Here is a 17,210-nt window from a genome sequence, read left to right as displayed (position 1 = left end):
AAAAGGGCGGCATACCCTTAGGAAGCCGCCCTTCTGATCAGGATCAAACCGGAATCAGAGATCCAGGTAATCGAGGATCCCTTCTGCGGCCTGACGGCCTTCCCAGATCGCGGTTACAACAAGGTCGGAACCACGCACCATATCACCACCCGCAAAGATTTTCGGGTTGCTGGTCTGGAAGGCGAACTCCGCGCTTTCTGGAGCACTCACTCGGCCGGAATCATCGGTATTCACGTTCAGTTCATCAAACCAGTCCGCAGGGCTGGGACGGAAACCGAAGGCCACCAGAACCGCATCAGCCGGGATCACTTCTTCGCTACCAGGAACAACCTCCGGACGGCGACGGCCATTCTCGTCCGGCTCACCCAACTGAGTTGAAACAACCTTCACACCCTCAACACGATCTTCACCGATGATCGCGATCGGCTGCCGGTTGAACAGGAACTTGACGCCTTCTTCCTTCGCGTTGGCCACTTCGCGACGGGAGCCCGGCATGTTCGCCTCGTCCCGACGATAGGCACAGGTGACGCTTTCGGCCTGCTGGCGAATCGACGTACGGTTGCAGTCCATCGCGGTATCACCACCGCCCAGAACCACAACACGCTGACCCTTCATATCGATGAAATCAGCTTCGTCTTTTTCGAAGCCCAGGCGGCGATTGACGTTGGAGATCAGGAACGGAAGCGCATCATAGACGCCGTCCAGGTTTTCACCCGGGAAACCACCTTTCATGTAGGTATAGGTTCCCATGCCCATGAACACCGCATCGTATTCGTCGATGATGTCCTGCAGCATGACGTCTTTGCCTACTTCGGTGGAAAGACGGAACTCAACGCCCATCTCTTCAAATACCTTACGACGACGGGACATCACGGTCTTTTCGAGTTTGAACTCGGGGATACCAAACGTCAGCAAACCGCCAATTTCCGGATAGCGGTCAAAGACCACCGGCTTGACGCCATTGCGCACCAGGATATCCGCGCAACCCAGCCCGGCAGGGCCTGCACCAATGACAGCAACCTTCTTATCGGTCCACTTGACGGCGGACATGTCCGGTTTCCAGCCAAGAGCAAACGCGGTATCGGTAATGTATTTTTCAACAGAGCCAATGGTAACCGCTCCGAAGCCGTCGTTAAGCGTACACGCACCTTCACAGAGGCGATCCTGCGGACAGACGCGACCACAGACCTCTGGGAGAGAGTTGGTCTGATGACACAACTCGACGGCCTTCATCACATTCCCTTCCGACACCAGCTTCAGCCAATTCGGAATATAGTTGTGTACCGGGCACTTCCACTCACAGTATGGGTTACCACACGCCAGACAACGGTGCGCCTGCGAGGAGGCGTTGTCAGCAGTGAATGGATGATAGATCTCGCCAAACTCTTTCTTCCGCTTGTTGGCTGGCACCTTCTTCGGGTCGATCCGCCCAACTTCAACAAACTGGAAGTCGTTACTCAGTCGTTCTTTCATCATGATGCTCTCATCAGCTCAATTTCGACAGGAGCGGCGGTCTGTCGTCTGCCGCTCCGAACCCTTTTCGACCCGGTTTTATTCAGGACGCGCCCGGGTGCTGGCCAGCAGGCTGCGGAGGTTGGCAGCCTTGGGTTTAACCAGCCAGAAACGGCCGATGTAGTCGTCGAAATTCTCAAGAATGTGCTCTGCCCACTCGCTACCGGTTTCCGAGATATGCTCGCGGATAACACCACGCAGGTGATTACGGTAGGACTCCATGTCCTCGCTGGAAATACGCTGGATCTCCACCAGTTCGTGGTTGTACTTGTCCACGAAGGTGTTGTTCAGATCCATGACGTAGGCGAAGCCTCCGGTCATACCGGCACCAAAGTTGTGCCCGGTGTTACCAAGAACGGTCACAAGACCACCAGTCATGTATTCGCAGCAGTGGTCGCCAGCGCCTTCTACAACCGCGTGGGCGCCAGAGTTACGAACCGCGAAACGTTCACCTGCGGTTCCCGCTGCAAACAACTTGCCACCGGTTGCACCGTAGAGGCAGGTGTTACCGACAATGGAGGTTTCATTGGTCTTGAAAGCGCTACCACGGGGTGGCTTGACGACCAGCTTACCGCCGGTCATGCCTTTACCCACGTAGTCGTTGGCATCCCCTTCAAGCACCAGGTTCAGACCGCCGACGTTCCACACACCAAAGCTCTGCCCGGCGGTACCGGTAAGATCCAGGGTGATCGGGGCATCAGCCATGCCCTGGTTACCGTACTTCGCAGCGATCTCTCCGGACAGGCGAGCACCAATGGAACGGTCGCAGTTGGTCACACGGTAGGTCCAGGCGCCACCACTCTTCTCGGCGATAGCAGCAGCAGTATCCTTGACCATCTGCTCCGCCAGGGTGCCCTGGTCGAATGGGTGGTTACGCTCAACCTGACAAGTCTGCGGCTTGTCCGCCGGGATATGGTCGTTGGACAACAGACGGGAGAGATCCAGCTTCTTCTGGCGCTCCGTGTCCCCTGGCAGACGCTCCAGCAGGTCTACCCGACCTACCAGCTCTTCCAGGGTACGAACACCCAGCCGGGCCATCCACTCGCGAGTCTCTTCAGCCACAAAGCGGAAGAAGTTCATCGCCATCTCGACGGTACCCTTGAAGTGCTCCTCACGAAGGTGCTCGTTCTGGGTTGCAACACCGGTTGCACAGTTGTTCAGATGACAGATACGCAGGTATTTACAACCCAGGGCAACCATCGGAGTGGTACCAAAGCCGAAGCTTTCCGCGCCCAGGATGGCACCTTTAACGACATCCAGACCGGTCTTGATGCCACCGTCTGTCTGCAGGCGGATCTTGCCGCGCAGATCATTGGCACGCAGAGCCTGCTGGGTTTCGGTCAAACCGAGCTCCCATGGGGAACCAGCGTAGCGGATGGAAGCCAGCGGGCTCGCAGCAGTACCACCGTCATAGCCGGATACGGTAATGAGATCAGCGTATGCCTTGGCAACACCGGCAGCGATCGTACCAACGCCCGGCTCGGACACCAGTTTCACGGACACCAGAGCTTCCGGGTTGACCTGTTTCAGATCAAAGATCAGCTGAGCCAGATCCTCGATTGAATAGATATCGTGATGCGGAGGCGGCGAGATCAAAGTAACACCCGGTACCGAGTAACGCAGACGGGCAATAAGCTCGTTTACTTTACCACCAGGAAGCTGACCACCCTCACCCGGCTTGGCGCCCTGAGCAACCTTGATCTGCATGACATCGGCGCTGCGCAGGTATTCCGCAGTTACACCGAAACGACCTGAGGCCACCTGCTTGATCTTGGAACGTTTGTTCGTGCCATAGCGTGCAGAATCCTCACCACCCTCACCGGAGTTGGAGCGACCACCCAGGGTGTTCATCGCCACAGCCAAGGCCTCATGAGCCTCCGGAGAGAGCGCCCCCAGAGACATAGCCGCAGAGTCAAAACGCGGGAAGATGTTCTCTACCGGCTCGACTTCCGAAATATCAACGCCCGCAATGTCTTTACGGAAACCGATGAGATCACGCAGGGTTGCCACCGGGCGCTCGTTTACCAGGCTCGCGTATTCCTGATAGTGACCGTAATCACCACTGGTAACCGCTTCCTGCAACTTGCCGACCACATCCGGGTTGAACGCGTGGTATTCCTGGCCATGTACATACTTCAGCAAACCGCCCTGACTGAGGGGCTTACGAGGTTTCCAGGCAACGTCAGCAAGTTGCTGCTGGTCCTGCTGGAAATCGTAGAAATCAGCCCCCTGGATACGGCTGGGCACGCCCTTGAAGCACAGATCAACAACTTCGTCTGCAAGACCAATAGCTTCGAAGAGCTGCGCTCCGCGGTAGGACGTGATGGTAGAGATGCCCATCTTGGAGAGAATCTTGAGAAGCCCTTTATTGATCCCCTTACGGTAGTTGTTTTTCGCATCCACCGGATCAATCAGAACTTCGCCTGTACGGATCAGGTCATTCAGGACCTGATAGGCCAGGTACGGGTACACAGCCGTAGCACCGAAGCCAAACAGCACGGCAAAGTGGTGCGGATCGCGAGCCCAGCCGGTCTCTACAATGATATTGGAGTCACAGCGCAGGCCTTTGGCAACCAGGTGATGATGCACTGCGCCGGTCGCCATCATCGCATTCACTGGCAGCTCGCCTTCCTTCAGATCCTTATCGGACAGGATCAGCAGAACCTTGCCATCTTTTACGGCCTTTTCAGCGTCGTCACAGACCTGACGAACAGCCTGTTCCAGGCCCAGCTCCGGGCGATATCCCATGGAGATGCGAGCAACTTCAAAGCCCGGGCGCTCGTTATTGGAGATGCGCAGGAACTTCGCGGGAGAGAGGACCGGTGTTGTCAGAATGATCCGGTCTGCATGTTCTGCAGTCTCTTCGAAAACATTGCGCTCTGCACCCAGGCAGGTTTCCAGAGACATAACGATGGCTTCGCGAAGCGGATCAATCGCCGGGTTGGTTACCTGAGCAAACTTCTGCCTGAAGTAGTCTGCAACATGGCGCACCTTGCTGGACAGAACTGCCATCGGCGTATCATCGCCCATGGAGCCTACGGCTTCCTGGCCATTTTCAGCCAGAGGACGCAGCACCTGATCCCGCTCCTCGTAGGACACCATGAACATCTTCTGGTGTACCAGCAATTCATCGGAATCCATCAATTTGAATTCCGGAGTATCCTGATGAAGAGTCGTCTCGACCCGCAGCGCATTTTCACGCAACCAGCGCTTGTAAGGCTGGGAAGATTTCAGACGCTGGTCAATGTCCTTGGTATGCAGGACTTCGCCGGACTCGGTATCGATAGCCAGCATCTGCCCTGGCCCGACACGCCCTTTGGCAACCACATCATCAGGCTGGTATCCGTAGGTACCGATCTCGGAAGCCAGGGTAATGAAGTCGTCCTTGGTGATAACCCAGCGAGCCGGGCGCAGACCATTGCGGTCAAGCATACACACGGCATACCGGCCATCAGACATAACCAGGCCGGCCGGTCCATCCCAGGGCTCCATATGCATGGAGTTGTACTCGTAAAACGCACGCAGCTCGGAATCCATGCTATCTACATTCTGCCATGCAGGCGGGATCATCATCCGTACCGCACGGAACAGGTCCACGCCACCAGCCAGCAGGACTTCCAGCATGTTATCCATGCTTGAGGAATCAGAACCGGTCAGGTTAACCAACGGCTGCAGGGTTTGCAGATCAGGCAGATCCGGTGAGCTGAATTTTGCAGCACGGGCCAGTGCCCAGTTCCGGTTGCCATCAATGGTGTTGATCTCGCCGTTGTGGGCCAGGTAGCGGAACGGCTGTGCCAGAGGCCAGCGCGGCATGGTGTTAGTGGAAAAACGCTGGTGGAAGACACAGATAGCAGTCTGCAGATCGGGATCGCCCAGATCCTTGTAGAAATTAGCCAGATCAGCCGGCATCATCAGGCCTTTGTAGGCCAGAGTGCGATGGGAAAGGCTACAGATATAGAATTCGGAATCGTCTGCCATATCACGCTCGGCATGACGACGTCCGACAAACAGACTGATCGCAAATTCTTTCTCAGACTTGCCCGCCGGGGCAACAAACACCTGCTCAATACGCGGCAGGCAGTCCAGAGCCATCGGCCCCAGACAACTGTCGTCAACGGGTACTTCCCGCCAGCCCAGAATTTCCAGGCCCTGCTCGGCCAAAGATTGTTCTACAGCAGCACGACCAGCAGCTGCTTTTCCTTCTTCCGGATTCAGGAATACCTGACCCACGGCAAACAGGTCTCCGGGCTCCTTGCCAAATGCAGCCTTGGCCGCCTTTCTCAAAAAGGCGTCCGGGCTCTGAATCAGGAGGCCACAACCATCGCCGGTCTTTCCGTCTGCAGCGATACCACCACGGTGGGTCATGCAGGTCAGCGACTCGATGGCAGTTTGCAACAACTTATGGCTGGCCTCGCCCTTCATGTGGGCAATCAGACCAAATCCACAGTTGTCCCTGAACTCGTCGGGATGATACAAACCTGTCATCATAAGCGTTCTCTCACATATAAATGCTTTTCAATCAGAGAGTTACCCGGCACTCGGCCGTCCCAGAACCCTCTGACACTGAAAATGGGGGCTGGCTATTTTACACACGTAAAAATACGTACTCAAATCGGAGTGATGCTATTCCGGGGAAATTAGCCTGCAATTTCGAGACCACAGGCTTATAGAACAACAACTTATCTCGGAATTGGAGGAATTTTTATAATCCCGAGATGGAGCGCACCCATGGCCCCTGGGTCCTGAGCTGCTCAGGCAGTTCGGCAACCGCGCCCTGCGCAGCTGCCTTCGTCGGGTATTGACCATAGAATACCATAAACCAGTCCTTCCCCTTACGTTCGCCTTTTGTATACACCAATCCCGACAGCTCCGGATAGCGGCCAAGGACATTCAGCGCAGTCTGCTCCAGGTTTCCGGCGATCAGTTGAACCACCCAGCCATCACTAGGCCTCAACTCCTCAAGAACGACATAGCGTTCAGGCTTTGCCGGTCGGAATGCGGGCGCCTCTCCGTCAGATTCGGTCACAACAGGGGCTGGAGCTTCAACGGCAGCCTTTGTCATCGCAGGCTCAGGCTCAGGCTCAGGCTCAGGCTCAGGCTCAGGCTCAGGCTCAGGCTCAGGCTCAGGCTCAGGCTCAGGCTCAGGCTCAGGCTCAGGCTCAGGCTCAGGAGCGATTATCTGGGACTCTTTCGACGCCAACGCTAAAACAGGCTCCCGTTGAGCGTCTGAATCAGCTGGCGCAGGCTCTGCGTATGGTTCCGATAATGCATCTCCCGGCGCGCCAACCGACTCACCCTGGGGAGAAGGAGAGGGAGAGCCAGGGCCAATGGTGATGCTTTTCCGGATGGGCTCATCCGAAGGCACCGGGCCAGCCTCTCTGGCTAATGAATCCTCATATTGCTCCGAGACAAACCACCAGGAAAGCCCTAGCAAAGCCAGCACCAGAACCGGCCACGCCACCTTTCCCGGAAACTTCCAGCTTGCAGAACGACGGCGTACCGGCTCCGAGGCCATATCAAGCCAGACTGCGGGGGCGACCCTCAGGATGCCGGAAAAGCTACCCTGACTCAGCTGGTGAATTTTCGCAACACGGGCAGATCCCAGCAATTCTCCCTGTTTTCCCCCGGCCAAATCGACCCGGGGCGCCAGGAATTTCAGAACATCCTTTTCAGATAACGGTTGCAGGTGAATCTGGTGGACATTCGAAGAGCCGTCTTCAAGCCCCATAATGCCAATCAACGCATCCGTACCAGAGAAAACCGGAACCGCCGAGGCGCTTTTCTCAGAAGCCAGAAAGGCAGCAAGAATCAGGCGCACAACTTCCGGCGAGGCCCGGTTGGCATCATCAACCAGAAGAACCATTCTTCGTCCCTTTCGGGCAAGGGATTCTGTCCACCTAAAAAAGCGGTAGACGGTATCCCTCGGGCTCGCCCCATCTTCCAGACTGGCACGGGCATGAGACTTCAGGTCGCGAGCCAGTGCTTGCGCGCTGGTCAATGCCGCTGCTGGTATGCGATGAAAATCCAGCCTCGATGCTTCGCTGGCGACTAACTCGGCAAGCAGCCGGGTCTTTCCAGCCCCTTCCGAGCCAGTGAGGACCAGCGCGAGATCACCAAAGCCACAGAGGTGCCGTAATGTTTCAAGCGCGTGTTGGCGCATCGCTTCCGGAAAAAAAGGACCGTCCATCTCCACAGGGTTTGAGCGCAATCCATAGCGCTGCTGCAGCCTTGGGAACAAGCCACCACCATCCAGGCTATTCAGGGGCTCATTCATCACTCGCACATCCCACCTAAATCAGATCTATGAGGGCGCCAGTCACTGACGCTGGCAGAAGTGTGTCAGTGTAGCATCAAGGTTCCCGGAGGCTGCTTTACTGGTGACTACGGCGTTGCCAACCGCTTGAAGCAGAACCAGCCTCAGCTGGCCGTCCACATTTTTCTTATCAACCGCCATCAGGTTGAGAAAATCTTCCGGTGTCATGTTTTGTGGAGGCAGCGCCGGCAGGCCCGCCCGCAAAATTAACGCTCTGACCGTCTCCAACTGCTCAGCGTTAATCATACCTTCCCGCTCAGACAGATCCGCCGCCATAATCATACCGGTGCCGACGGCTTCACCGTGCAACCAGTTGCCATAGCCTGCAAAGGTCTCAATAGCATGACCAAAGGTATGCCCAAGGTTAAGAATAGCCCTGAGCCCACCTTCCCGCTCGTCCAGTGCAACCACCTCAGCCTTGCACACACATGAACGGTAAATAGCTTCGGCAAGCACCTCCGGCTGACGGTCGACCAGCCCGTCGATATTCCCCTCAAGCCATGCAAGGAAATCCACATCACGGATAAGGCCGTACTTGATGACCTCAGCAATCCCCGCAGAGACCTCTCGTGGAGGAAGCGTGAGCAGGCTGTCAGTATCGATCAGCACCGCTTCAGGCTGATGAAACGCACCAATCATATTCTTCCCTAAGGGATGATTGATCCCGGTTTTTCCACCAACCGATGAATCCACTTGGGAAAGCAATGTCGTAGGAATCTGGATAAAGGGAACACCGCGCTGATAGCACGCCGCCGCAAAGCCTGTCATGTCGCCAACAACACCACCGCCCAGGGCTACCAGAGTGGTCTTCCTGGTGTGTCGTTTCTCCAGCAGCGCATCAAAAATCAGGTTAAGCACTTCCCAGTTTTTGTAACGCTCACCGTCAGGCAACACAACCGAATCGACCGTCTTTCCCGGGAAACACTCCTTCGCACGCTCAAGATACAAAGGCGCGATGGTTTCATTGGTCACGATCATAACCTGTGAACCCGCCACATAGGACGAGAGGTCAGATGTCCCCAACAAGCCCTGACCGATGATGATCGGGTAACTGCGATCGCCAAGATCCACCTTAAGCTGGTGAAGCACTCTAGGCATGACTTCGTCCTTCTTTGCGCATTTGACGCCGGTGGCGTGGAGTCCTTGGGTTAATTTTGTTGACCAACTGACGCACGACCAGGCGCGGGCTCTTACGGTCGGTATACATGATGATATCCGCCAACCGGCAATACAGAGGATCCCGGATCCGGAACAGCCGCTTAAGCACCCCAACGGGATCATCATTCTGCAACAATGGTCGGTTACGATCTTTCCTGGTACGCTCCACCTGCTGCTCAAGCGACGTTTTCAGATAGATAACGACCGCGCCCTTTTTTAACAGGGGATGATTTTCAGGTTTCATTACCGCGCCACCGCCTGTCGCAAGAACCGTTCGTTCCTCACCCGATAACTCATCGAGCATCGCGGTCTCTCGCTGACGGAAGCCATCCTCGCCTTCCACATCAAAAATCCAGGGTATATTTGCCCCACATCGCTCTTCAATGATGCGATCAGAATCCAGAAAGCGATAGCCCAATTCTTTCGCAAGCATTCGGCCAATCGTACTTTTTCCAGCCCCCATGGGACCTACCAGAACAACGCGTTTGGGCAAGGGCATAATATCCGCTCAAAATAACTCAGGCGGGTGAGAATATCACAAAAAAAGCCGCCGGTTTTACGCGGCGGCTTTTCGATTGATAAGGGAGCGCTTACTGGATCAAATCACTCTTGATGATCTTCGGCGTGATGAAGATCAACAGTTCGCTACGCTCATCAATGTGCTCGGTCCGTTTGAACAGACGCCCAAGATAAGGGATGTCGCCCAGGAACGGAGTTTTCGTGGTCTGAGTGGCCACTTCGGACTGGAAGATACCACCGAGGACGACTGTCTCACCATTACCCACCAACACCTGAGTTGTGACTTCATTGGTATTGATTGAAGGAATGCCAGCAGTCACTTCACCTCGGGAGTCCTGGTTTACAACCAGATCCATAATGATCTTGTCATCCGGCGTAATCTGAGGTGTTACTTCCAGAGAAAGCACAGCTTCTTTGAAAGAGACAGATGTCGCGCCACTGGACGAGGCTTCCTGGTATGGAATCTCCTCACCAGATTTGATGGATGCCGTCTGACGGTCAGCGGTCACAACTCGCGGCTGAGACACAACTTCTGCCTGGCCGTCACTTTCAAGAGCAGAAAGCTCCAGATCAACCAGGAAGTCATCGCTACCCCAACCAATGGCAAAGGAGGATGCACCTTCACCGGTCACACCCAGATCTACCGCCAGAGCCCCCGGGAAGGTAATGGTGTTGTTATTACCTGCCGCCGCCTGGCGCGCCTCTTCTACCGCCTCCTGAGAACCACCGATAGCAAAGACGTTGTCACCACTCACGTCGTAGGCTGCACCACCCCAGCGAATACCGAGGTCCTCAGCTACGTTGGTCTGCGCGCGAACGATACGAGCTTCGATGGAGACCTGACGGACCGGAACATCCCACGTGGACACGAGACGACGAATCTCTTCGAGCTTCTCAGTGGTTTCACGAACACTGATGGTGTTGGTGCGTACGTCCGAGGAGACAAAGCCACGCTCGGAGATCAGTTCCGCATCCGCCTGGATCAGCGCTACGATATCCGCAGCTTTCGCGTAGTTGACCTGAATGATGTCCAGGCGAACCGGCGCCAGTTCGGCGATCTGCTTGGTGGTTTCCAGCTCAAGCTTTTCACGAGCCGCAATTTCGTCCGCAGGAGCAACCAGCAGAACGTTACCAATTTGGCGCTTGTCCAGCCCCTTGGTTTTGAGAATCAGATCAAGCGCCTGATCCCAGGGCACGTTCTGCAGTCGCAGGGTAATGCTACCGCCAACCGTATCACTGGCCACCAGGTTCAGCCCGGTAAAGTCAGCGATCAACTGAAGCACGGAACGCACTTCAATGTCCTGGAAGTTAAGAGACAGCTTCTCGCCTGTGTACGGGAATTTCTCTTCTCGGCGAGCCTCAGCTTCCTGCTCGCTCAACGCCTCGACACTCACTGTGAATTCGCTGCCAGACTGATAAGCGATGTAGTCGTAATTACCTTCAGGGCGGATTTCCACAACCGCCTTACCATCTTCAATGAAGGTATCAATACGGGATACCGGGGTTGCGAAGTCAGTAACATCGAGACGACGCTTCAGGTTATTCGGCACCCTCAACTCTGGCATGGTCAGACGAATCTTGCCTCCCAGTTCGGACAGATCGACCGCGGCATTGGGGCTCCCCAGGTCAACAACTACCCGACCCTCGCCGTCTTTGCCCCGACGGAAGTCCACACCAGCCAGAGCGCCAGAGCTATCAGCACCGGTGGCTACAGGAGCCGCAGTGGTGTTAGCAGACGCTACAGAGGCGCCGGCAGTCCCCTCACTTCCAATCGTCATCACCAGAGAGTGGTCGCCACGAACCGTCTCGTAAGGTACAAGTTCAACCAGATTGAAAATCAGGCGGGTTCGATCTTTGGTCTCAACTACGGTGACACTTTGGGCGTTACCTGAGCCCAGTGGAATGCTCCGACTATCCAGGCCGCTTGTTGTTCCCTTGAGATCAACCGCGATCCGGGCGGGCTTTTCAATCGTGTATCCGGTCGGCTCTGGTGGCTGACCATCAAATTGCAGTTTCACCTCAAGCCGTTCACCAGGCAGCGATGAAAATGACACGTCTTCCAGCGTGACCGCGTGGGCCAGGCTGGACAACCCCAAAGCAACTGCGCCGACGTATACATTGAGTTTTCTGAACATCGCTAGCCTCGACCCCAAACTTTTTTGTTCATGCATGTTTCTTTCAATCATATCTGCCGCTCCTTAGCCCGCTTCCTCGTCCAGTGTCAGGGAGCGAGGACGCTCAACCCATCCACCCCGGCCATTGGGAACGATTTCTATCAATTCGATCCGGGTTTCACTGATACCAACAATACGGCCATAGTTCTGACCCATATAATTTCCGGTACGAACCCTGTGAATACCACCGGACCCGTCCTTGATCAGAGCGAACAGACCACCTTCCACTCGCTGAAGGGTTCCGACCATATCCAACACTTTGAGGTCGAAATTCTCAAGAACCTCCCGTGGACGATCCAGATCCGGCTCGACATCGCTGACGGGCTCGTTATCGACCATCGTCAGCTGGACATCAATCGGTGGTTCAAACGGCGCCCGTCGGTCCGCCGCGGAGTATGTAAAGGCTTCATAGGCCTTGAATTCAGGTAATGGCTCTACGTGGCCACGAGGCTTGGCCCGGGTATCTGCCATGAATTTATCCAGATCCGCAAAGCCGCCCCCTTGAGAACAGCCCGCCAGAAAGGTCACCAGACAGACGCCAAACCAGGCCTTGCTCGCATGCTTTCCTGTCATGCTCATTCTCCAGCCCGGTAGCGGTAGGTTCGAGCTACAACCTGCATATCAAGCTGCTCTCCGTCTCCGCCAATTGGTTTGATGGTAAGGTCGTGAAGCGTCACAATCCTGGGGAGGGCTGCCACACTGCTCACAAAAGACGCCAGTTCGTGGTAAGAACCCGAAACCTGGATATTAATCGGCAATTCCGCATAAAAATCGCGCCGCTGCTCAGGCAGCAGTTTTACCTGCTTGAGCTCCAGACCGCTACCCAGAGCAGTATTGGTAATATCTTCAAGCAGGCCAGGCACTTCCGTTTCACTGGGCAGCTGACGCACCAGAGCACCGAATGTTTCCTCCATTTCGGCCATCTGGGCTTTAAACACCTCAAGGTTTGCCACCTGATAGGCTTTCTCTTCGTATTTTTTACGAAGATCCTGCTCTACCTTTTCCACGCGCTCCAGCTGCATGTACTGGTCTTTAACCAGAAACCAGTAGCCACCACCCACGATGAGACCAAAGATAAGCAACGCAACAATAATCTTGATCGGAAGCGGCCAGATACCAGCGTTGTTGATATCCAGATCATTAAGATCAAATTCGTTCAGACTTTTCAGCGAGTCCGCGAGGCTCATTATTTATCCTCCCCTTCGGGCTCTGGTGTTTTTTGCTTGACCGACATATTGAACTGACTGTAACCAGCCCGCTTGTTGTCTGCCGCTGATACGTTCGTCAGATTGGGATCAGCAAACCAGTCCGACTCATCAAACTGACGCATCAACCCGGAAATCCGGCTATTGGATTCAGCCATACCCACGATATTTACCGTATCCCCACGTTTGTTGAGGTCGGTATAGAACAAACCATCCGGCAGGGTACGCACAAGCTCATCAAACACCCGGACAATGACAGGGCGCTTACCCTGAAGATCCTGAATGACCTCCATTCGGGCCAACAGCTCATCCCGCTTTTTCTTGAGTGCCTGAATTTCCTTGATCTGCTGATCAAGTTTTTTGGTAGCCGTCTCGATATAGGCATTACGCGACTGCTGGTAAGCAATGCGGTTGTCCATATCGGTTTTCCAGAGAAACACAAGCCCTGCGGCCACAATAGCTGCACCGAGGATCATGACGATGAACTGTTTCTGCTTCTCCGCGCGAAGCTCTTCACGCCAGGATCGGAGATTGATATTTGCCATCAGTCAAAGCTCCTCATTGCCAGGCCACAGGCAATCATCAGCGAAGGAGCATCATTACCGAGGGCTGATGCGTTTACCCGGGAACCTACCGCCATATCTGCAAATGGATTTGCGATGACCGTGGGCGTCCCTGTTTTCTCCTCTACCATCTCCGTCAGCCCCTGTATCGAAGCCGTTCCGCCTGCCAGAACCACATAGTCAACCGTGTTATATTGACTGGCGCCGAAAAAGAACTGAAGCGCACGCGCAACCTGCTGAACCACCGCCTCACGGAAGGGAGCAAGCACTTCAGACTCATAGTCGTCAGGCAGGCCACCCTGTTTTTTGGCAAGACCGGCTTCCTCCACAGACAGGCCATAACGGCGCTGAATTTCCTCTGTCAGCTGCTTTCCACCAAAAATCTGCTCCCTGGTGTAAACGGTCTTGCCATCCGCCAGAACGCTCAGCGTTGTCATGGTGGCCCCCACATCCACAATGGCCACGACGAGGTTTTCGCCCTGGGAGTCCAGCTGGGGCTCAATCAGGTTGTATGCACGCTCAAGCGCATAGGCCTCGACATCGACAATTTTTGCAGACAGCGATGCAATTTCCAGCGCATCTTCCCGAATATCGACATTCTCCTTCCGGCACGCTGCCAGCAGAACATCGACCTGATCAGGATTGTTTTCGGAGGGTCCCTGGACTTCAAAATCGATGGCCACTTCATCCAGCGGATAAGGAATATACTGATCGGCTTCGAGAGCAATCTGATCTTCCATCTCGAATTCGTTCAGGCTGCCATCCATCTCGATGACTTTTGTGATAACGGCGGAACCAGACACGGCCACAGCCACCTGCTTCACCCCGGTTCTGGACTTGGATGCAACGCGCTTGAGCACCTCACCGACCGCCTCAACATCCGTGATATTTTTCTCGACAACAGCATTCGCCGGTAACGGCTCAACTGCGTAGCTTTCGACCTTATATCGGCCGCCCTGCTTCGACAGTTCCAGCAATTTGACCGAGCTGGAGCTTATATCCACGCCCAGCACAGCACTGGATTTCTTTCCAAACAATCCGAACACGCGCTCACCCTATACCTGGTTAGATGCACCCGGCTACGTTACTTATGTGTTTTTAATTTAAGAGAATTTCTTCTTTTTTACGTCTACAATGCCATTTCTTTGATTTATTAAGGGACATTGCAACAGTGAAGCGATTCTTCCTTCCTAAAGCAATTTCTCAAATGATAGACCTATATCCAACAGTTGTCAGAAAAAAATGTCTCATTTCTTGCGTATATCCCGCGTTTTCACCTGGCTGTTTCTTACTGGGCTGAGTGCCACCACTATCGTCACAGCCGGCTTTTATCTTTACCTTCGCCCGGGGCTGCCACCTGTCGAACAACTTCTGGACATAAAGCTCCAGACCCCACTTCGGGTATATAGCAAAGACAGCAAATTAATAGCAGAATTCGGTGAAAAGAGAAGGGCTCCGATCACAATAGAACAGATCCCTACAATTCAGTTACAAGCCTTTATGGCTGCCGAAGACTCCCGTTTTTATGAGCACTTCGGAGTCGACATCAAAGGACTGGCGCGGGCTGCCATCGAACTCGTCTCCACCGGATCCATTCAGTCCGGAGGCAGTACCATCACCATGCAGGTTGCAAAAAATTACTTTTTGTCACGCGACCGGACCTTTATTCGCAAGTTCAACGAGATACTTCTGGCTCTTCAGATTGAACGCGAACTCGATAAAGATCGCATTCTTGAGCTGTACCTCAACAAAATCTACCTGGGCAACCGGGCCTACGGTATCGCCGCTGCCGCTCAGGTCTACTACAACAAGTCCGTTTCAGAACTATCTCTTGCCCAGATGGCTATGTTGGCAGGACTCCCCAAGGCCCCCTCTGCCTATAACCCGCTCGCAAATCCGGAGCGCGCCACCATTCGCCGCAACTGGATCCTCGGACGGATGAAGGAGCTGGGCTACATCTCAGCAGACGCGTACGAACTCGCGGTCGCCGCCCCGATCACAGCCACCTACAACGCCACCGACACCGAAGTTGATGCTGACTATGTAGCAGAAATGGCTCGTTCGGAGATGGTCAGACGATTCGGAGAAGCGGCCTATACCGACGGTTACACCGTCACACTGACGGTGGACAGCCTGAAGCAACAGACGGCAACCGAGGCCCTGCGCAATGGACTGGAAGCCTATGACCGGCGCCACGGCTTCAGAGGCCCCATCGGCCAACTCGACAAGGCCGAAATCACTGGAAACGAACTCTCAGACCTGATCCTTAATTACCCACGGATCGAAACCCTGATTCCAGCTATTGTCACCAACGTCGATGACAAACAGATGGCAGCCCGGGTCTACGCCAGGGGTGCTGGCGACGTCGCCATGCCGTTTGAAAGCATAAAATGGGCGAAGCGTTACAAGACAGACAATCTAACTGGCCCCGCCCCCAAAAAGCCAAGCGATGTGCTCAGCTCCGGCGACGTTGTCTATGTTCACCTCAATACGCCATCAGCTGAATCAGAAGAAAGCGACACACAAATAACGGCATCTCTCGCCCAGGCACCCAGAGTTGAAGGCGCGCTGATTTCAATAAAGGCAGAGACTGGCGCCATCGAAGCCCTTTCCGGGGGCTACAGTTTCAGACAGAGCAAATACAACCGCGCGATTCAGGCCCGTCGCCAACCCGGCTCCACCTTCAAGCCCTTCCTTTACCTGGCAGGCCTCGAAAACGGCAAAACGCCGGCCACTATATACAACGACGCCCCCATCGTATTTGATGACTCAGAACTGGAAACCGCCTGGCGCCCACAAAACTCCTCCGGTCAGTTTTATGGTCCCACAAGACTGCGGGAGGCGCTTTACCGCTCGCGAAACATTGTGTCTATCCGGCTCCTAAGAGATCTGGGCATACCAAATGTTCTCGATTACCTGAAGCAACTCAAGATCCCCACCGAGAACATGCCCAGCAACCTCTCTCTATCACTGGGCAGCGGGCAACTCACACCAATGGAACTTGCACGAGGTCTCGCAGTCATCGCCAATGGCGGTTATGACGTCCAACCCTATCTGATCCAGAGCATCCAGGACGTACACGGAGACATCCTCTACGAAGCTCCCGAAACCATACTGTGCGATCAGAACTGCGACGAACTCGAAGCAGCCCAAAACAACGACCGTGGCATGGAAGACAATCCCGAAACCTCATCGCAGGAAGATAACGCTGCGACAACCCGGGAACAGCCTGAGCCACGCATCATGCGCAGGCTCGCCGAGGAGCGATCCGTCTACATTCTGCATTCGATGATGAGGGACGTCATCCGCCGAGGCACCGGACGACGCGCCCTCGCACTGGGTCGCGATGACATCGCTGGCAAGACCGGTACCACCAACGAACAGAAAGACACCTGGTTTGCCGGCTACAACCATGAAATCGCTACAACAACCTGGGTCGGATTCGATCAACCTGCTCCGCTGGGTCGCAGCGAATTTGGCGCCAGCACAGCCTTGCCAATATGGGTGGACTACATGCGCGTGGCCCTCAACGATACCCCGGCATCTTTCATGCCGCGCCCCAACGGCATCGTTAACATCCGCATCAACCCAGAAACCGGCAGGCGAGCAAGACCCGGGGAGGAAGGCGTATTTGAAGTCTTTAAAGAAGAAGACGCACCACCAGCCCTGCCCCCACAGGATGAGGATCAGCGCAGCGGCGCAAGCTCTGGTGACGACCTGTCGAGACAGATTTTCTGATCGACCAGACACAAAAAAACCGGCGGGA

Annotated in this window: 11 protein-coding genes; 1 reads left to right on the top strand and 10 read right to left on the bottom strand. The window is 54.9% G+C overall.

Annotated features, from left to right (window positions below):
* Positions 1-54: 54 nt before the first annotated feature.
* The 10 genes from FWJ25_RS16035 to FWJ25_RS15990 form a co-directional block, all read right to left on the bottom strand.
* On the bottom strand, positions 55-1,473 hold the full coding sequence (locus FWJ25_RS16035; RefSeq protein WP_149601322.1) for an FAD-dependent oxidoreductase: 1,419 nt from the start codon (positions 1,471-1,473) through the stop codon (positions 55-57).
* Positions 1,474-1,551: 78 nt separating this feature from the next.
* Positions 1,552-6,000, bottom strand: coding sequence for a glutamate synthase large subunit (gene gltB / locus FWJ25_RS16030; RefSeq protein ID WP_149601275.1), 4,449 nt, complete (start codon positions 5,998-6,000; stop codon positions 1,552-1,554).
* Positions 6,001-6,214: 214 nt separating this feature from the next.
* A complete protein-coding gene (locus FWJ25_RS16025) occupies positions 6,215-7,786 on the bottom strand; it encodes an AAA family ATPase (protein ID WP_246166861.1) in 1,572 nt (523 codons plus the stop codon).
* Between the two features lie 42 nt (positions 7,787-7,828).
* Positions 7,829-8,923 carry a 3-dehydroquinate synthase gene (aroB, locus tag FWJ25_RS16020; RefSeq protein WP_149601273.1) on the bottom strand — a complete coding sequence of 365 codons (1,095 nt, stop codon included), beginning with the start codon at positions 8,921-8,923 and terminating at the stop codon, positions 7,829-7,831.
* The gene (aroK, locus tag FWJ25_RS16015; RefSeq protein ID WP_149601272.1) at positions 8,916-9,482 is read right to left on the bottom strand and encodes a shikimate kinase AroK; all 567 of its coding nucleotides are present in this window, start codon (positions 9,480-9,482) and stop codon (positions 8,916-8,918) included. The genes aroB and aroK overlap by 8 nt, the downstream gene beginning before the upstream one ends.
* A 91-nt stretch (positions 9,483-9,573) precedes the next feature.
* Positions 9,574-11,688, bottom strand: coding sequence for a type IV pilus secretin PilQ (locus FWJ25_RS16010; RefSeq protein ID WP_149601271.1), 2,115 nt, complete (start codon positions 11,686-11,688; stop codon positions 9,574-9,576).
* A 12-nt stretch (positions 11,689-11,700) separates the two neighbouring features.
* Positions 11,701-12,249: a pilus assembly protein PilP gene (locus FWJ25_RS16005; RefSeq protein ID WP_149601270.1), complete on the bottom strand. Its 549-nt coding sequence runs from the start codon at positions 12,247-12,249 to the stop codon at positions 11,701-11,703.
* A gap of 2 nt (positions 12,250-12,251) precedes the next feature.
* The gene (locus FWJ25_RS16000; RefSeq protein ID WP_149601269.1) at positions 12,252-12,863 is read right to left on the bottom strand and encodes a type IV pilus inner membrane component PilO; all 612 of its coding nucleotides are present in this window, start codon (positions 12,861-12,863) and stop codon (positions 12,252-12,254) included.
* Positions 12,863-13,426: a PilN domain-containing protein gene (locus FWJ25_RS15995; RefSeq protein ID WP_149601268.1), complete on the bottom strand. Its 564-nt coding sequence runs from the start codon at positions 13,424-13,426 to the stop codon at positions 12,863-12,865. The genes FWJ25_RS16000 and FWJ25_RS15995 overlap by 1 nt, the downstream gene beginning before the upstream one ends.
* Positions 13,426-14,490 carry a pilus assembly protein PilM gene (locus FWJ25_RS15990; RefSeq protein ID WP_149601267.1) on the bottom strand — a complete coding sequence of 355 codons (1,065 nt, stop codon included), beginning with the start codon at positions 14,488-14,490 and terminating at the stop codon, positions 13,426-13,428. The genes FWJ25_RS15995 and FWJ25_RS15990 overlap by 1 nt, the downstream gene beginning before the upstream one ends.
* A gap of 196 nt (positions 14,491-14,686) precedes the next feature.
* On the opposite strand from FWJ25_RS15990, the gene FWJ25_RS15985 reads away from it, so the two are divergent.
* Positions 14,687-17,182, top strand: a complete 2,496-nt coding sequence (locus tag FWJ25_RS15985; RefSeq protein ID WP_149601266.1) for a penicillin-binding protein 1A — start codon at positions 14,687-14,689, stop codon at positions 17,180-17,182.
* Positions 17,183-17,210 lie beyond the last annotated feature (28 nt).

Source organism: Marinobacter salinexigens (genome assembly GCF_008370345.1).
Classification (GTDB): Bacteria; Pseudomonadota; Gammaproteobacteria; order Pseudomonadales; family Oleiphilaceae; genus Marinobacter; species Marinobacter salinexigens.
This window is presented reverse-complemented; position numbering and strand designations above follow the sequence as displayed.